This is a genomic window from Streptococcus macedonicus ACA-DC 198 (assembly GCA_000283635.1).
In the GTDB taxonomy this organism is placed as follows: domain Bacteria; phylum Bacillota; class Bacilli; order Lactobacillales; family Streptococcaceae; genus Streptococcus; species Streptococcus macedonicus.
This window is the reverse complement of sequence record HE613569.1, coordinates 1,110,698-1,126,696: the sequence shown is the minus strand read 5'-3', so window position 1 is coordinate 1,126,696 and position 15,999 is coordinate 1,110,698. Positions and strand designations below refer to the sequence as shown.

The 15,999-nt window shown below is 36.0% G+C and carries 14 protein-coding genes and 2 pseudogenes; 13 read left to right on the top strand and 3 right to left on the bottom strand.

What is annotated here, in order from left to right; translation table 11 throughout:
- Positions 1-57 precede the first annotated feature (57 nt).
- The 5 genes from lacG to SMA_RS05680 all read left to right on the top strand — a co-directional run bounded on the left by lacG (position 58) and on the right by SMA_RS05680 (position 4,646).
- A complete protein-coding gene (gene lacG, locus SMA_RS05700; RefSeq protein WP_014294661.1) occupies positions 58-1,464 on the top strand; it encodes a 6-phospho-beta-galactosidase in 1,407 nt (468 codons plus the stop codon).
- 87 nt (positions 1,465-1,551) lie between these two features.
- A complete protein-coding gene (locus tag SMA_RS05695; RefSeq protein WP_014294660.1) occupies positions 1,552-2,448 on the top strand; it encodes an aldose 1-epimerase family protein in 897 nt (298 codons plus the stop codon).
- 247 nt (positions 2,449-2,695) lie between these two features.
- Complete coding sequence (locus SMA_RS05690; RefSeq protein WP_014294659.1) at positions 2,696-2,920, top strand: helix-turn-helix domain-containing protein; 225 nt, start codon at positions 2,696-2,698, stop codon at positions 2,918-2,920.
- Between the two features lie 269 nt (positions 2,921-3,189).
- On the top strand, positions 3,190-3,438 hold the full coding sequence (locus SMA_RS05685; RefSeq protein WP_000860228.1) for a DUF3173 family protein: 249 nt from the start codon (positions 3,190-3,192) through the stop codon (positions 3,436-3,438).
- Positions 3,439-3,440: 2 nt separating this feature from the next.
- A complete protein-coding gene (locus tag SMA_RS05680; RefSeq protein WP_014294658.1) occupies positions 3,441-4,646 on the top strand; it encodes a tyrosine-type recombinase/integrase in 1,206 nt (401 codons plus the stop codon).
- Positions 4,647-4,789: 143 nt separating this feature from the next.
- Here the strand turns inward: SMA_RS05680 and SMA_RS12070 are convergent, their stop codons facing one another.
- Complete coding sequence (locus tag SMA_RS12070) at positions 4,790-4,846, bottom strand: hypothetical protein (protein ID WP_229025114.1); 57 nt, start codon at positions 4,844-4,846, stop codon at positions 4,790-4,792.
- A 323-nt stretch (positions 4,847-5,169) separates the two neighbouring features.
- Here SMA_RS12070 and SMA_RS05675 point away from each other — a divergent pair.
- Positions 5,170-6,303: pseudogene (locus SMA_RS05675) on the top strand (IS256 family transposase).
- Between the two features lie 292 nt (positions 6,304-6,595).
- On the opposite strand, the gene SMA_RS05670 reads toward SMA_RS05675, so the two are convergent.
- Together SMA_RS05670 and SMA_RS05660 are read right to left on the bottom strand one after the other, a co-directional pair.
- Positions 6,596-7,075 carry a TetR/AcrR family transcriptional regulator gene (locus SMA_RS05670; RefSeq protein WP_318248484.1) on the bottom strand — a complete coding sequence of 160 codons (480 nt, stop codon included), beginning with the start codon at positions 7,073-7,075 and terminating at the stop codon, positions 6,596-6,598.
- A gap of 693 nt (positions 7,076-7,768) precedes the next feature.
- Complete coding sequence (locus tag SMA_RS05660) at positions 7,769-8,719, bottom strand: polysaccharide deacetylase family protein (protein ID WP_014294654.1); 951 nt, start codon at positions 8,717-8,719, stop codon at positions 7,769-7,771.
- A gap of 222 nt (positions 8,720-8,941) precedes the next feature.
- Between SMA_RS05660 and SMA_RS05655 the strand changes: the two genes are divergently transcribed.
- The 7 genes and pseudogenes from SMA_RS05655 to SMA_RS05625 all read left to right on the top strand — a co-directional run bounded on the left by SMA_RS05655 (position 8,942) and on the right by SMA_RS05625 (position 15,981).
- Complete coding sequence (locus SMA_RS05655) at positions 8,942-10,228, top strand: homoserine dehydrogenase (protein WP_014294653.1); 1,287 nt, start codon at positions 8,942-8,944, stop codon at positions 10,226-10,228.
- A 57-nt stretch (positions 10,229-10,285) separates the two neighbouring features.
- Positions 10,286-11,152, top strand: coding sequence for a homoserine kinase (gene thrB, locus SMA_RS05650; protein ID WP_014294652.1), 867 nt, complete (start codon positions 10,286-10,288; stop codon positions 11,150-11,152).
- The gene (rarD, locus tag SMA_RS05645) at positions 11,139-12,029 is read left to right on the top strand and encodes an EamA family transporter RarD (protein WP_014294651.1); all 891 of its coding nucleotides are present in this window, start codon (positions 11,139-11,141) and stop codon (positions 12,027-12,029) included. Before thrB ends, rarD begins: the two co-directional genes overlap by 14 nt.
- A pseudogene (pabB, locus tag SMA_RS05640) lies at positions 12,029-13,745 on the top strand (aminodeoxychorismate synthase component I). Before rarD ends, pabB begins: the two are co-directional and overlap by 1 nt.
- 163 nt (positions 13,746-13,908) lie before the next feature.
- A complete protein-coding gene (locus SMA_RS05635) occupies positions 13,909-14,592 on the top strand; it encodes an amino acid ABC transporter permease (RefSeq protein WP_014294648.1) in 684 nt (227 codons plus the stop codon).
- A complete protein-coding gene (locus tag SMA_RS05630; protein WP_014294647.1) occupies positions 14,552-15,229 on the top strand; it encodes an amino acid ABC transporter permease in 678 nt (225 codons plus the stop codon). Before SMA_RS05635 ends, SMA_RS05630 begins: the two co-directional genes overlap by 41 nt.
- A gap of 5 nt (positions 15,230-15,234) precedes the next feature.
- Positions 15,235-15,981: an amino acid ABC transporter ATP-binding protein gene (locus SMA_RS05625; RefSeq protein ID WP_014294646.1), complete on the top strand. Its 747-nt coding sequence runs from the start codon at positions 15,235-15,237 to the stop codon at positions 15,979-15,981.
- Positions 15,982-15,999: the final 18 nt, after the last annotated feature.

Sequence of the window (15,999 nt, the reverse complement as noted above, 5' to 3'; positions counted from 1 at the left end):
CACTTACTCCTCTCCATCTTGCTTTATTTTTATTTTATGATTGAGAAGGGGAAACTTATGTCAAAAACATTACCTAAAGATTTTATTTTCGGTGGCGCAACAGCAGCTTACCAGGCAGAAGGTGCGACTCATACTGACGGAAAAGGACCAGTTGCATGGGATAAATATTTAGCAGACAACTATTGGTATACTGCTGAACCAGCGAGTGATTTCTACCATAAATATCCAGTAGACTTACAGTTGGCGGAAGAATATGGCGTAAACGGAATTCGTATTTCTATTGCTTGGTCACGTATTTTCCCAACTGGCTATGGTGAAGTCAATCCAAAAGGGGTAGAATTCTATCATAAGTTATTTGCAGAATGTCATAAACGTCATGTAGAACCATTCGTAACTCTTCACCACTTTGATACTCCTGAAGCTCTTCACTCAAATGGAGACTTCTTAAATCGTGAAAATATCGAACACTTTGTAGATTATGCTGCTTTCTGTTTTGAAGAATTCCCAGAAGTAAACTACTGGACAACCTTCAATGAAATCGGCCCAATCGGTGATGGTCAATACTTAGTAGGTAAATTCCCACCAGGTATTCAATATGACCTTGCCAAAGTCTTCCAATCACACCACAATATGATGGTTTCTCATGCACGTGCTGTGAAATTGTACAAAGACAAAGGCTACAAAGGTGAAATCGGGGTTGTTCACGCCCTTCCAACTAAGTATCCATTGGATCCTAAAAATCCTGCAGACGTACGTGCTGCTGAGTTGGAAGATATCATCCACAACAAATTTATCTTGGATGCAACCTACCTTGGACACTATTCAGATGCAACCATGGAAGGTGTAAACCACATTTTGTCTGTTAATGGTGGTAGTCTGGATCTTCGGGACGAAGACTTTGCAGCGCTTGAAGCAGCTAAAGATTTGAACGACTTCCTTGGAATTAACTACTACATGAGTGACTGGATGGAAGCCTTTGATGGCGAAACTGAAATCATCCACAATGGTAAAGGGGAAAAAGGAAGCTCTAAATACCAAATCAAAGGTGTTGGACGTCGTGTAGCTCCTGACTATGTACCTCGGACGGATTGGGACTGGATCATCTACCCTCAAGGTTTGTATGATCAAATCATGCGTGTCAAGAAAGATTATCCAAACTACAAGAAGATCTACATCACTGAAAATGGTTTGGGATATAAAGATGAATTTGTCGATAACACGGTGTATGACGATGCACGCATTGACTACGTGAAGAAACACTTAGAAGTCATTTCAGATGCCATTGCGGATGGGGCAAATGTTAAAGGATACTTTATTTGGTCCTTGATGGATGTCTTCTCGTGGTCAAATGGTTACGAAAAACGATATGGTCTCTTCTATGTAGATTTTGAAACACAGGAACGTTATCCGAAAAAATCAGCCTACTGGTATAAACAAGTAGCAGAAACTCAGGTTATTGAATAGATAGTATTCTTCTTAAAAATTTCTAACGCAAGATAAGAGCGTGGGTTTAATACTGACGCTCTTGTTTTGTTTAACGGAGTGAAAAATATGGTTATTGAATTAAAAAATGAACAGTTAACGGTACAGTTTTCGGAGTTTGGTGGTGCTTTATCTTCTATTAAAGATAAAGATGGAGTTGAATACCTTTGGCAAGGTAATCCAGAATATTGGAGTGGACAAGCGCCAGTTTTATTTCCGATTTGTGGAAGTTTGAGGAATGATTGGGCAATATATGGACCAGCAGAAAAACCTCATTTTACTGGAATTATTCCACGACATGGATTAGTTAGAAAGGAAAATTTTGATTATTGTAAGATAGATGACAGCACAGTGTCCTTTAGTTTTAAGGCTAATGAAAAAACACTTAAAGAATATCCTTATCATTTTGTGTTGAATATTATATATAAATTACATGGTTCAACGATAACAACGGAATATCAGGTGATAAGCAGTGAAATTGAACGTTCAATTCCTTACTTTATTGGAGGTCACCCAGGATTTAATTGCCCTTTAGAAGATAACGAGAAATACGAAGATTATTATTTAGAATTTTCTGAATATGAAACATGTAGCATTCCAAAGAGTTTTCCAAATACTGGATTACTTGATTTACAAGATAGAACCCCTTTTCTTGAAAATCAAAATAAATTAGATTTGGATTATTCTTTGTTTTCACACGATGCTATTACCCTAGATCAACTAAAGTCACGTAGTGTCAGTTTGAAGTCTAAAAAAAGTAATAAGGGAATTAAGGTGGATTTTAAAGATTTTCCACATTTAATTATTTGGTCCACCACTAATCAAAGTCCATTTATAGCCTTAGAGCCATGGAGTGGATTATCAACATCATTAGAGGAATCAGATATATTGGAAGAGAAGCAGGGGGTTACATTTGTAGAACCAGGTCAAACTAGTATTAAATCATTTGATATTACTATTTTGTAAATTAAAGTTAGCTGAACGGAATCTAGAAATAGGGACTTTAGAAATTTACAAAAATCCAATATAAAATTTGTATAATCTAATGTCAGGTGGTTTGAGGTAGTAGTCAATCTAGAATATATTCAAAATAGTATTGAAATATTTACAAAAATAATTGTTGGTTTTAACTAAACAATAATTACTGTCATATTATGATAATTTCCCAGCTTTTTTCTGAAAGTGACATATACTTTTCTTAGGAGAAAGCTAGATGTACCAGCGGATAAGGAATCTGAGGGAAGATAGAGATTTAACGCAATCTGATATTGCGAAACTTCTGTCTCTTACTAATTCTGCATATGCAAAATTGGAAAGAGGTGAGCGAAAGTTATCAGCGGAAGTTCTAATTAGTCTTTCAAATTTCTATGGCGTTAGTACTGATTATTTATTGGGACAAACTGATTTCCCTCACCGAATCAAAAATAATATTAAATAGTCTCTCCTTGATTTGTTCATTGACAATTGAATAAACCGAGGTGGGACTTTCTTATTTGTCGAGCAATTTAGTGAGATACGCCGTGATAGGAGCGATAATTGTCGGCTATAAAATAGAGTGGTTCTCTATCTGCCATGACCACAAATAAGGACAATGATACTTCTGAACGTTCAGGCTGCCATCGTAAAAGGACAGCGGGTGAGACGCCCATGAGTGATTTAACCAATCATACCTACTGAGGAAATAATTTTTTTGACAGGAGTGGAGGTATGAAAACAGTAACATATAAAAACTTGATGAATATTGGTTTTCCTGAACATACGGCAAGAAACATCATTAGAGAAGCAAAAAGAATAGCAGTAAAAAAGTTTGAAGAAGCTCGCAAAGTTGACCATAATGCGGTACAATTAAGTAAATCGCCCTTTGACAATAGAAGACTTGGTATTGCTCCTAAAGATATAGTAGAAGAGTTAATCGGAATTTCACTCTCTGAAGACAATTTAGAAAGTGAGAATTAAAGATGGCTACAAAAAATCAAAAAAAGTATAAAGGTGTTTATTGTGATAAGAATGGCAAGATATTTTATCAGGCTGATCTTGGTGTTGATCCAGTAACAGGTAAACGAGTTCAAAAGAAAGCTAGAAAGAATCAGTATGGTAAGCCATTTACTACAATGAAAGAAGCGTATGATGAACTGGTTCGAATTAGGTATGAGTTTATTAATAACCTTAGTATTGAAAATTATAATATAACATTTGAAAGTTATATGAATACCATTTATCTAAGAGCTTATAAGCAAAAGGTACAAGCTGTAACTTATAAAACTGCTTTGCCACATCATAAGTTATTTATTCAGTATTTTGGCTCTAAACCTTTAAAAGGCATAACAGCTAGAGATTGTGAATCTTTTAGATTGCACATCATTGAGCATTATTCTGAAAATTATGCAAAGAATTTATGGTCACGATTTAAGGCTTGTATGGGATATGCTGAGAGATTAGGATATATTTCATCTATGCCATGCAAGGCGTTAGATAACCCTAGAGGCAAGCACCCTGATACTCCATTTTGGACTTATATTGAGTTTCAGAACTTTATTAAATCATTTGATTTACAAGATTACGAAGATTTACAAAGATTCACAACTATTTGGTTATATTATATGACAGGTGTTCGTGTAAGTGAAGGTTTATCGTTATGGTGGGAAGATGTCGATTTTGAACATAAATTCTTGAAAGTTCATACAACCTTAGAGAAGGATGAAAATGGAAATTGGTATCGTAAAGACCAAACCAAAACACCTGCTGGAGAACGCCTCATTGAACTGGATGATGTGACAATATCAGTATTGGAAAATTGGCGAAAAAATCAAGTTGCCAATCAAGATACAGATTTCATTATTTCACGATTTGGTGAACCGTTTTGTAAATCAACGATCTGTCGAATCATTAAGAGAAAAGCTAAAGAAGTTGGAGTACCAGTGATAACAGGAAAAGGATTGCGGCACAGTCATGCTTCCTATCTCATAAATGTTTTGCGGAAAGATATTTTATATGTGGCAAGACGAATGGGACATGCTGATAAGTCTACAACCTTAAATACATATAGTCACTGGTTTAATGCATTAGATAAAACAGTATCAGAAGAAATCACCCAAAATGTAATTAGTGCAGGACTGGATTCCATTTTATGCCAAAATTCCTGCCAAACTCTGAGTAACGGCTAAAAAGCCAATTATACCGCCAACAGAGTAACGTGTGTTATTGTTACTCTTAAATAATAGGGTAACTACTCAAGTAGCCTAATAAAACTGATAAACCCGCTGGTCTTAGAATTAGCGGGTTTCTTGTATCTTAAGAAAAGGGGCGGTTATTCGTTTCGGTATTCTATAACCTCTTCGACTTTACAGTCAAGTATGAAACACAATGTATCTAATATTTTTGTAGTGATAGCTTCACCCTTTTTGCTTCAAATGGTGTCTTTGTAAATTATTTTTGGATACCGATAGCCTTGCCAGTTAATGCTATTTTAGCTTATGGAAATAGCCGAGCAACACAGATTATCTGGACATTGATAGGGTAGATTGTCGTTTGTGTCATTTTCAACGTTATAACATTAAAAATTCCGAAAAATCACTCATAAATTAATCTTTTATAGTAAAATAAAAACAAATAGGTAGTGTAAACACAAAAAGGAATAAATCCGTTATAGTAGAGTTGCGAAACATTACTAGAAAGAGATTTATTCCTATGACTCAGTTTACCACAGACTTGCTTAACTTCCTAGCCCAAAAACAAGATATTGATGAATCTTTCCGTACTTCTCTTGAAACAGCTATAAATGATCTGCTTCAGACAGAGTTATCAGCCTTTTTAGGGTATGAACTTTACGATAAAGTAGGCTATAATTCTTGGAATAGTCGTAATGGAACGTATTCACGAAAATTTGAAACCAAATATGGGACTGTTCAGTTGATCATTCCAAAAGATTGTAATGAGAACTTTAGTCCAGCTTTAATCCCTGCTTATGGACGTCAAGATGACCACTTAGAAAAGATGGTTTTCAAACTCTATCAAATCGGTGTAAGGACTCGAGAAATTAGTGATATTATCGAGCGAATGTATGGTCATCACTATAGTCCTGCCACAATTTCGAATATCTCAAAAGCAACTCAGGAGAATATCTCTGCTTTTCATGAGAGAAGCTTAGAAGCTAACGACTCTGTTTTATTCCTTGATGAAACCTATCTTCTCTTCCATTAAGACGTGGAACCGTTAGTAAAGAATGTATTCATATCGCACTTGGCATTATACCAGAAAGACAGAAGGCTGTTCTTGGATATGAAATCGCCCCAAATGAAAACAATGCTTCTTGATCCACCCTGTTAGACAGGCTTCAAAGGACTTGAGCAGATGATCAGTCAGGCTTACCCATTAGCTAAACAACAACGTTGCTTAATTCATATTAGTCGAAATTTGACTAGTAAAGTGAAGCAATCTGATCGGGCAGTTATTCTGGAGCAATTTAAAATGATTTATCGTGCTGAAAATTTAGAAATGGCAGTACAAGCTTTGGAGGACTTTATCGCTGAATGGAAACCAAAGTATAAGAAAATAATGGAGAGTCTGGAGAATGCGGATAATCTTTTAACTTTTTATCAGTTTCCCTACCAGATTTGGCATAGCATTTATTCGACAAACCTCATTGAGTCTCTCAATAAAGAAATCAAACGTCAAACGAAAAAGAAGGTTCTTTTTCCTAACAAGGAGGCTCTGGAACGTTATTTAGTTACTCTGTTTTAAGATTATAATTTTAAGCAAAGTCAACGCATCCATAAAGGGTTTGGCCAATGTTCTGACACACTTGAAAACTTATTTGATTAACACTCCGTAACTCTACTAGAGTGTTTACACAAAATTATTGACAGTATCTAAAAAGTTGATACAGGTGATGTAGCAGAAAAATATGGTTATCTTTATTATACTTTGGCGGATGAGTATTTGACTAACTCGGATGAGAAAACAGAATTATTAGATAACTATAAAGAACTGCTAAAAGATATAGAACAGATATATGACGACAACGCGGATAGTTAATGATTTTAGAACAGAAAAACAGACTCTATATTCTATGCCAACCTTGATTTTGCATGGAATACAGAGTTGATTTTATTTGTTAAAGGTTATCAATGTTATTTGTTTCGTCTAAATCAAAGAGATCGGTCAGTTTGATAATCATTCGTTGGATATCGTGAGCAATTTTCTTTGGTTCTTCTGGATTTTCCTGCATGAGCCAATTGCGCAAGGTGTTGTAGTAACCGCCAACGATAAAGCTCATTGCATAATTTTGGGTATCAGTTTTCCCGCTGCAAGCGAACCATGGAAGTGTGATACTCATGTAAACTTCCTTGGCGTGCTCGTTGAATTGGTGAAAGAAAAAATCGTAGTGTTGGTATTTTATCAAGATGTGCAATGTTTCACGTTCTTGATACCAAAAGTTCATTGATTCAGCCAACATATCCTCAAAATTATCCGTTTCAGTAAAATACTTTCTTTCAGTAAGGTAACGATTGATAATTTGTTTAAAATAGTGATTTAGCAATTCATTTTTATTGGCAAAATGTCGGTAAAATGTTCGTCTTGAAACACCTGACAAATCAAGAACATCTTAATTTTGATTTCTTCGTAGCTTTTATTTTCCATTAGGGAGATAAGAGCTTGAAAAAGCCTATCCTTGGTTTCTTTAGTTTGTTTCGTTTTTCCGTCTATCATGCTGCGACCCTTTCCTAACAGGAAAACAAAGAAAACGAGAGTTGGGAGCTCCTTGTTTATAGCTATATATTAACTCCATTATACGACTCTAACCTAAAGTATAGATAAAGTAAGGCCCACATAAAAATATTTTTAAAAAATGAAACCGCATTTATGATTGCTTAGTTATAAGATAAGTATAAAATTTCGATCCAATTAAGCTTCGTTTTATCTAGTTTTGGTAAGTTTCTTCTATAATACAATACGAAAATTTTTAGAGCTCTGCCCAATAATAGACAACCTTCTAAAATTATGATAAGATATGACAGGTTGAAGGAGCTGTGACGTATGCAAAATAATTCTTTTTATTACATGTCAGTCATCTATTTGATTATTTTCTTTGTGGCAATTATTTACAATATTGCCCATTCAAATATGGTATTTGTGTATTTATGGTCGGCACTTTTTTTAGGAAATTTAGCTTTCTTAATCCATAGTTTCGTTAGAAATCATAAGAAAAATAAATAGCAATAAGCTGATAACAATGCGATTATAGCAAGAAAGCCCTCTTTTTTAAAAGGGGGGCTTTTATGATATGTTAGCTAATACTTGCGATAAGGCTATCAGCAGTTGTTGTCGGCAAGATACGGACACGATCTAATGATAATAAGCCGTCGCTAGCACTGGCAATACCTTCGTTGGTCGTTAGGCCGAGTTTATAATTAAGGTTTGCTGCAATTTGAAGTGTTGTGTCAGAATAACGCCCAGCTGGATAGGCGATAGCGATAGTATCTTGATTAAGATTGGTATCGAGATAGTTTTTAGAATCTTCCATTTCAAAAGTCTGAGTTGCGTCATCACTAGCTGACAAATCAGGATGTGTCACGGTGTGGTTTTGGAAAGACATACCGTTTGCTTTCATTTCTAACATTTCATCGAGTGATAAATTTCCGCTATTTCCAACAGTGCTTGTAATGACATTGTTTGTTGCTTTTGCACCGTATTTTTGCAAGATAGGGTAAGCATTGTCATAAAAATCCCAAAGACTATCATCAAACGTTAACCAAACAATTTTACTATTGCCGTTTGGAAGCACATTTTCAGTTAAAACTTTGTAGGTTTCTTCGGGTGTTAAAAAGTAGTAACCTTCTTCAGAAAGAAGTTGAATATGGCTTTCAAATGTTGTCGGATCGACGATGAGGTTAGCATTTGAAGCTTCTTCCGCAGCCATAACGTGGATGGCGTGATACATAAGAATGGGAACAGAGACATTTGAATCCTGTTTAACCCAGTTAACCTCGTTTTCATTGGTATTAGCAGAAGAGCTGTCGCTTGTCACTGTTGATGCAGAAGAAGTCGTGGTAGTATTTGTATGGCTAGCACTTGATGATGACACTTGTTCGGTTTTAGTTGTTGAAAAAATGGAGTTGTTCTCCTTTAAAGCTATAAAAAGAAAAACACTTGCGACAATACACGCTATTAATAGAATAATATTTATAATAGCTAATGGCTTGTTGCTATGTTTTTGATGTTGACGACGTTTTTCCATAATATTTAACGATCTCCTCACAAAAGTCTACTCCTATTGTACTATTTTTTTAAGACAAAGGGAACTGTTTACTATAAATTGCGGAAAGATTTTCAAAGGACGTTATTTTTCTGTAAATTCTGAATAATTTTATGGTATAATGTAGGAAATGTTTTTATTTGAGAGTGGGTAGCCTGAAAATTTGGCTATGCTTTTCGAAATTTGCTTATTAAGGAGAAAAAGATGTCAATAAAAATTGCTTTACTCGGTTTTGGTACTGTTGCCAGTGGTGTTCCTTTTCTTTTGAAAGAAAATCAATCAAAAATTACTGAAGCAGCCCATGACACGATTGAAATCACTAAGGTTCTTGTCAAAGATGATGATGAAAAAAATCGTTTGTTAGCTGCTGGAAATGATTATAATTTCGTAACAAATGTTGATGATATTTTGAGTGATGATAGTATTGACATTGTTATTGAATTAATGGGACGCATTGAGCCTGCTCGTACATTCATTACAAAAGCACTTGAAGCAGGAAAAAATGTTGTTTCTGCCAATAAAGACTTGATTGCCACTCATGGTAAAGAATTAATTGAACTTGCCAAAGATAAAGGCGTTGCTTTCTATTATGAAGCAGCTGTTGCTGGTGGTATTCCAATTCTTCGTACGCTTGCTAATTCACTTACTTCTGATAAAGTTACACGTATTTTGGGTGTCCTTAATGGTACATCTAACTTTATGATGACTAAAATGGTTGATGAAGGTTGGACTTACGAAGATGCGCTTAAAACAGCTCAAGAGCTTGGTTATGCTGAAAGTGACCCAACAAATGACGTCGAAGGTATCGATGCTGCCTATAAAGCTGTTATTTTAAGCCAATTTGGTTTTGGAATGACGATTGATTTTGATGATGTTGCACATAAGGGAATCACAACAATCACACCAGATGATGTTGCTGTCGCTCAAGAACTTGGCTATGTCATCAAATTGGTCGGAGATGTGCGTGAAGTTGAATCAGGTATCTCAGCAGAAGTTTCACCAACTTTCTTGCCAAAAGCACATCCGCTTGCTAGTGTCAACGATGTTATGAATGCTGTCTTTGTGGAGTCAATCGGTATCGGGGAATCAATGTATTATGGACCTGGTGCTGGTCAAAAACCAACAGCAACGTCTGTAACTGCTGATATTATCCGTATCTGTCGTCGTATTAAAGACGGTAATGTTGGGAAACCATTTAACGAATTTGTTCGTGAAACAACATTGGCAAATCCCGCCGATGTGAAGAACCACTATTACTTTGCGATTAATACCCCTGATAAAAAAGGTCAATTGCTTCGTTTAGCTGAAATTTTCAATTCTGAAGATATTTCATTTGAACAAGTGCTTCAACAAAAATCCAATGGTACACGTGCGCGTGTGGTTATCATTACACACTCAATGAGTAAAACACAGTTGGCTGATGTAACAGCTAAATTGGAAGCAGTAGAAGATTTCCAAGTGGTTAATACACTTAAAGTATTAGGCAAATAATAATAACTGATTAAGTGAAAGGAAAAGCTCAAGACTACTTTTGAGTATAATAATGATATGAGAATTACAGTACCAGCAACCTCTGCTAATGTTGGACCAGGCTTTGATTCGGTCGGCGTAGCGGTTTCTAAGTACTTAACGATTGAGATTTTAGAGCCTTCTGAAAAATGGGAGGTTTTACATGATTTGGGTGACGTTCCTAGTGACGAAACAAATCTTTTGATTACGACAGCTTTACAAGTGAAAGCTGACCTACAACCACATCGTATTAAAATGGTTTCAGATATCCCGCTGGCACGCGGATTAGGGTCATCTTCATCAGTTATTGTGGCTGGAATTGAGTTAGCTAATCAGTTGGCTCATTTACAGCTTTCAGCTGATGAAAAATTGGTGATTGCGACAAAAATCGAAGGGCATCCAGACAATGTTGCGCCAGCTATTTTTGGTAATCTTGTTATTTCATCTTATGTTGATGAAAAGGTCAATAGTGCCGTTGCTGCCTTTCCTGAAGCCTCTTTTGTGGCGTTCATTCCTAATTATGAATTAAAGACTAGCGATAGCCGCAATGTGTTGCCAAATGAGTTTTCTTATAAGGAAGCTGTTGCTGCCTCATCAATTGCCAATGTAGCTATTGCTGCGCTTCTAACAGGTGATTTGGAAAAAGCTGGAAAAGCGATTGAAGCTGACCTTTTCCATGAACGTTTCCGTCAAAAACTAGTTAAAGAATTTGTACCGATTAAAGAAGTAGCTCACGAGGTTGGTGCCTATGCAACTTACCTATCTGGTGCAGGTCCAACGATTATGACCTTGGCTCCAAAAGCAAAAGAAGCAGAGCTTGTTGAGCGCCTTGAAGCGCTCGCTTTGGACGGTGAAGTTGTCGCACTTTACGTTGATACTAAAGGAGTTTTTGTTGAAAAAGACTAATTTGGGGATTTTGCTTGGCTTAATAACCTATATTTTGTGGGGCTTTTTATCTCTTTATTGGAAATTACTTTCAGGTGTTAGTTCATATAACACCTTTTCTTATCGCATTATTTTTACTGTTTTAACAATGTTGGTTTACATGGTTTTATCCAAAAATAAGGAGCGATACCGTGGTGAAATTCGCCAACTTATCAGTCATAAGCAAGACCTTGCTATGGCTATTTTGGCAAGTTTTTTGATTGCATTGAATTGGTTAACTTATATCTTTGCAGTTAGTCACCAGCAGGCCACACAAGCTAGTTTTGGCTATTATATTATGCCTCTTGTGTCAATGTTATTAGCATTAGTTTTCCTACATGAACGATTGAGTCCATGGATGACTGCTGCGATTATCATTGCAGGCATTGGTGTGGGAATTTTAGCAATTAATACAGGGAAGGTGCCTCTTGTTTCGGTACTGTTAGCAGTTACCTTTGCTTTGTATGGACTGGTTAAGAAAAATGTCAAGTTATCCAGTGACGTTGCCATGTTGGTAGAAAGTAGTGTTGTCGCCCCTTTTGTGCTTATCTATTTGCTATTCTTTTCAAAAGAAAGTTTATTAGATTATAGCTTGCTAGAAAACGTGTTACTTTTAGCATCTGGCATTGTGACGGCGATTCCTTTGTTGCTGTTTGCAGAAGCGGTAAAACGTGCGCCGTTGAATATCATTGGTTTTATCCAGTACATCAACCCCACAATTCAACTGGCAATAGCCGTGTTTGTTTTTCACGAAAAGGTAGGCAATGGAGAAGTTAGTGGCTTTATTTTCATCTGGATAGCGATTGCTATTTTTATCTTAGGACAGCTGATGTTGTTGCGGAAGAAAAAAGGGTTTTGATGCATAAAAAGACTGTGGTTGATTTCAAAGAATTGGGACACCGATTAATTTTTGAAAATCCAGTAAAAATATTGGCAACAAAGTTGATTGATGATGTAGAGGCTATTCTTAAGAAAGTAGTTTATTATCAAATTCATGGATACTATGTTGTTGGTTATGTCAGTTATGAAGCAGGAAAAGCATTTGAAAACAATTTTTCTGTAAAGACTTTTCCGTTATCTGGGGAATACTTTGTTTACTTTGCGGTTCATAGTGAAGTAAAAAAAGAACCTTTTCCTCTTGATTACGAGATGAATATCACAATGCCACAAGTTTGGGAATCTAAGACGGATAAAGATGAATATGAGAAAGCTATCTCAGAAATTAGACAACAAATTCGTCAGGGAAATACTTATCGAGTTAATTATACTGTACAACTTCATAATAGAATTAATTCGAATCTTTTTGAGCTTTACAATCGGCTAGTGATTGAACAAGATGCCAAATATAATTGTTATATTGAACATGATGATTTTGCCGTCTTATCAATGAGTCCAGAATTATTTTTTGAAAAAAATGGATCAAAATTGACAACACGTCCAATGAAAGGTACTGTTGCTCGTGGGATTAATGATGCGCAAGATTTTAGAAATAAACATTGGTTAGCTAATGATAGTAAGAATCGCTCTGAAAATATGATGATTATCGATCTTCTAAGAAACGATATGGGACGTATTTCAGAATTGGGAAGTGTAACAGTAAGTAAACTCTGTGATATCGAACAATATTCTAATGTTTGGCAAATGACTTCAACGATTGAAAGTCATTTGAAGAAAGATTTATCTCTATTTGATATTTTTAACGCCCTTTTTCCGTGTGGTTCCATAACAGGAGCACCTAAAATTTTGACAATGTCAATAATCAATCAGCTAGAACCTTCTCCACGAGGTGTTTATTGTGGTTCTATTGGAATATGTTTGCCTCACGCTGACAGAGCAATTTTTAACGTTGCTATTAGAACAATTCAGGCGAAAGACGATCAAGCAATCTATGGTGTTGGTGGGGGGATTACTTGGGATAGTGAATGGGAAAGTGAGTACAGAGAAACATGTGAAAAGAGTGCTTTTTTGTATAAATCACAGCCCACATTCGATATTTTAACAACTGCTAAGATTACACAAAAAAATAATTTTCCTTAAAGAGCATACAAAGCGTTTAAAAAGTTCGGCTCGATTTTTGGGATGACCTTTTTCTGAAACAGAATTTTTAGATAAAATTTCAGAATTGCTTAAGACACTAGATTTGTCTGATTATCGTCTAAGGGTATCACTTCATAAATTTGGTCAACTATCGTTTGAAGTGTCGATGTTGGAAGATTTACCCTCAACTTTTTTACAGCCTAAATTGGTTCAAAGAGAAGAAACGTGTGATTCACCCTTTACCTATTTTAAAACAAGTTATCGCCCTCATATTCCTAATTCTGATAAGGAACAAGTTTTCATTTCTAGTGATGACTATCTGCAAGAAACTTCAATAGGGAATATTATTTTAGAAATCGATGGGACTTATTATCCTCCGCCAGTTGAAGTTGGGATATTAGATGGCATATATAGGAAGTATTTAATTCAACAAGGAGAAGTAACTGAACGCTATTTAACAAAGACAGATTTGGAGAATGCTGACCATATTTATGTGTTTAATAGCGTTCGTGGTCTTTATGAGATTAGTGTCATATAAGTTTTATTTTTAAGAGAGCTGGGACAAACGTCTCAGCTTTTTTGATACTTTCTTAATTTTTAATCTCGCTATAAAAATTATTTATGGCTATCTATAAAAAATTTAGAGTACACGAGCGGGGTATAATTTTTTATAATATCTTTATAACGTTTGGAGGGATATTATGTTCAATTGGGAGTTTATTCGTGCGAATATTCCCTTGTATCAAGAGGCGTTGGTGCTGACGATTCGTCTAGCATTCTTTGGGATTTTAGGTGCTCTTGTTTTAGGACTTTTGATTAGTTTGATTAAATATTATAAGATTCCTGTTTTGAGTCAAATTTGTCAGGTTTACATTGAGCTATCACGTAACACGCCACTTTTGATACAGCTTTATTTTCTTTATTTTGGGTTGCCAAAGATTGGTATTGTTTTATCATCAGAGATATGCGCGGTTGTCGGCTTGATTTTTCTTGGTGGTTCTTATATGGCAGAATCATTTCGGTCAGGTTTGGAAGCTATTTCGAAAACGCAGTACGAAGTTGGTTTGAGTATCGGCTTAAAGCCAGTTCAAAATTTCTTTTATGTCATTTTTCCACAAGCTTTAGCTGTTTCTTTGCCATCGCTTGTTGCTAATGTTATTTTTTTGATTAAAGAAACGTCAGTTTTTTCAATTATTGCTTTAGCAGATTTGATGTATGTTGCAAAAGATTTGATTGGCTTGTATTACGAGACTGATGAGGCGCTGTTGATGTTGATTTTAGCATACTTGATCGTTCTTTTGCCAATTTCATTGGTAGCAAGATTGATTGAAAGGAGGTTACGTCATGCAGGATTCGGGGCTACAAGTGCTCTTTCAGGGAAATAATTTATGGCGGTTATTTCAAGGGGTGTTGGTAACGCTTAATATCTCTTTATTGTCAATTGTGATTTCGATTGTTTTCGGTTTTTTATTCGGTTTTGTAATGACCTCACATTTTCGTATCGTACGTGTCTTGGCTCAGATTTATTTGGAATTTATCAGAATCATGCCACAATTGGTGCTATTGTTTTTAGTTTATTTTGGTTTGGCACGAACATTTAATCTTAATTTATCGGGAGAAGTTGCGGCGCTTATTGTCTTTTCAATGTGGGGAATTGCTGAGATGGGTGACCTTGTTCGCGGAGCGCTAACCTCGCTACCCAAACATCAATTCGAAAGTGGGTTAGCTTTAGGGCTAACAAAAATGCAGTTATTCATTTATGTGATTATTCCGCAGATTTTACGGAGATTATTGCCACAAGCAGTTAATTTGATGACACGGATGATAAAAACAACGTCATTGATTGTCTTGATTGGAGTCGTGGAAGTGGTGAAAGTCGGACAGCAAATTATCGAAGCTAACCGTCTCACGGTACCAAGCGCAGCGATTTGGATATACGGACTGATATTCTTGATGTATTTTGCGGTTTGTTTTCCAATTTCACGATTGTCAATGTATTTAGAAAAAGTTTGGAAGGAGTAGAGCAGTTGAAACCGATTTTAGAAATTAGCGATTTAAAGAAATCCTATGGTGAGCACAATGTTTTGGATGATTTGTCGTTTTCAGTTGACGAAGGTGAGGTGCTAGTTATCCTAGGTCCGTCAGGCTGTGGAAAATCAACTTTGCTACGTTGCATTAACGGTTTGGAATCCATTCAATCGGGTGTTGTGAGCCTTGAGGGGGAAGAAATTTTAAATAACCCTAAAGAGTTACCTTTGATTCGCCAAAAAATTGGCATGGTTTTTCAATCTTATGACCTTTTTCCTCATTTGACCGTTTTGAAAAATCTCTTGCTGGCTCCAATCAGAGCACAAAAACACCCGCGAAAGGAAGTCGAAGCAGAAGCTTTAGAACTTTTGGAACGTGTTGGTTTGGCTGGTAGGGAAAACAGTTTTCCGCATGAATTATCAGGTGGACAAAAGCAACGTGTGGCGATTGTGAGGAGCTTGCTTTTGCATCCAAAGGTCATTTTATTTGACGAAGTGACAGCTTCGCTAGACCCTGAAATGGTTAGAGAAGTTTTGGAGTTGATTGGTGAATTGGCAAACGAAGGTCGAACCATGATCATTGTGACTCATGAGTTGCAATTTGCCAAAGCCATTGCTGACCGTATCATTTTTCTGGAAAATGGTCATATCGTTGAAGAAAATGATGCCAAGGCGTTTTTCACTCAACCTAAGACACAACGTGCACGTGACTTTTTAAATGTGTTTGATTTTTCAACGGTTGGTTAAGTTTTAGTGATTAATTAT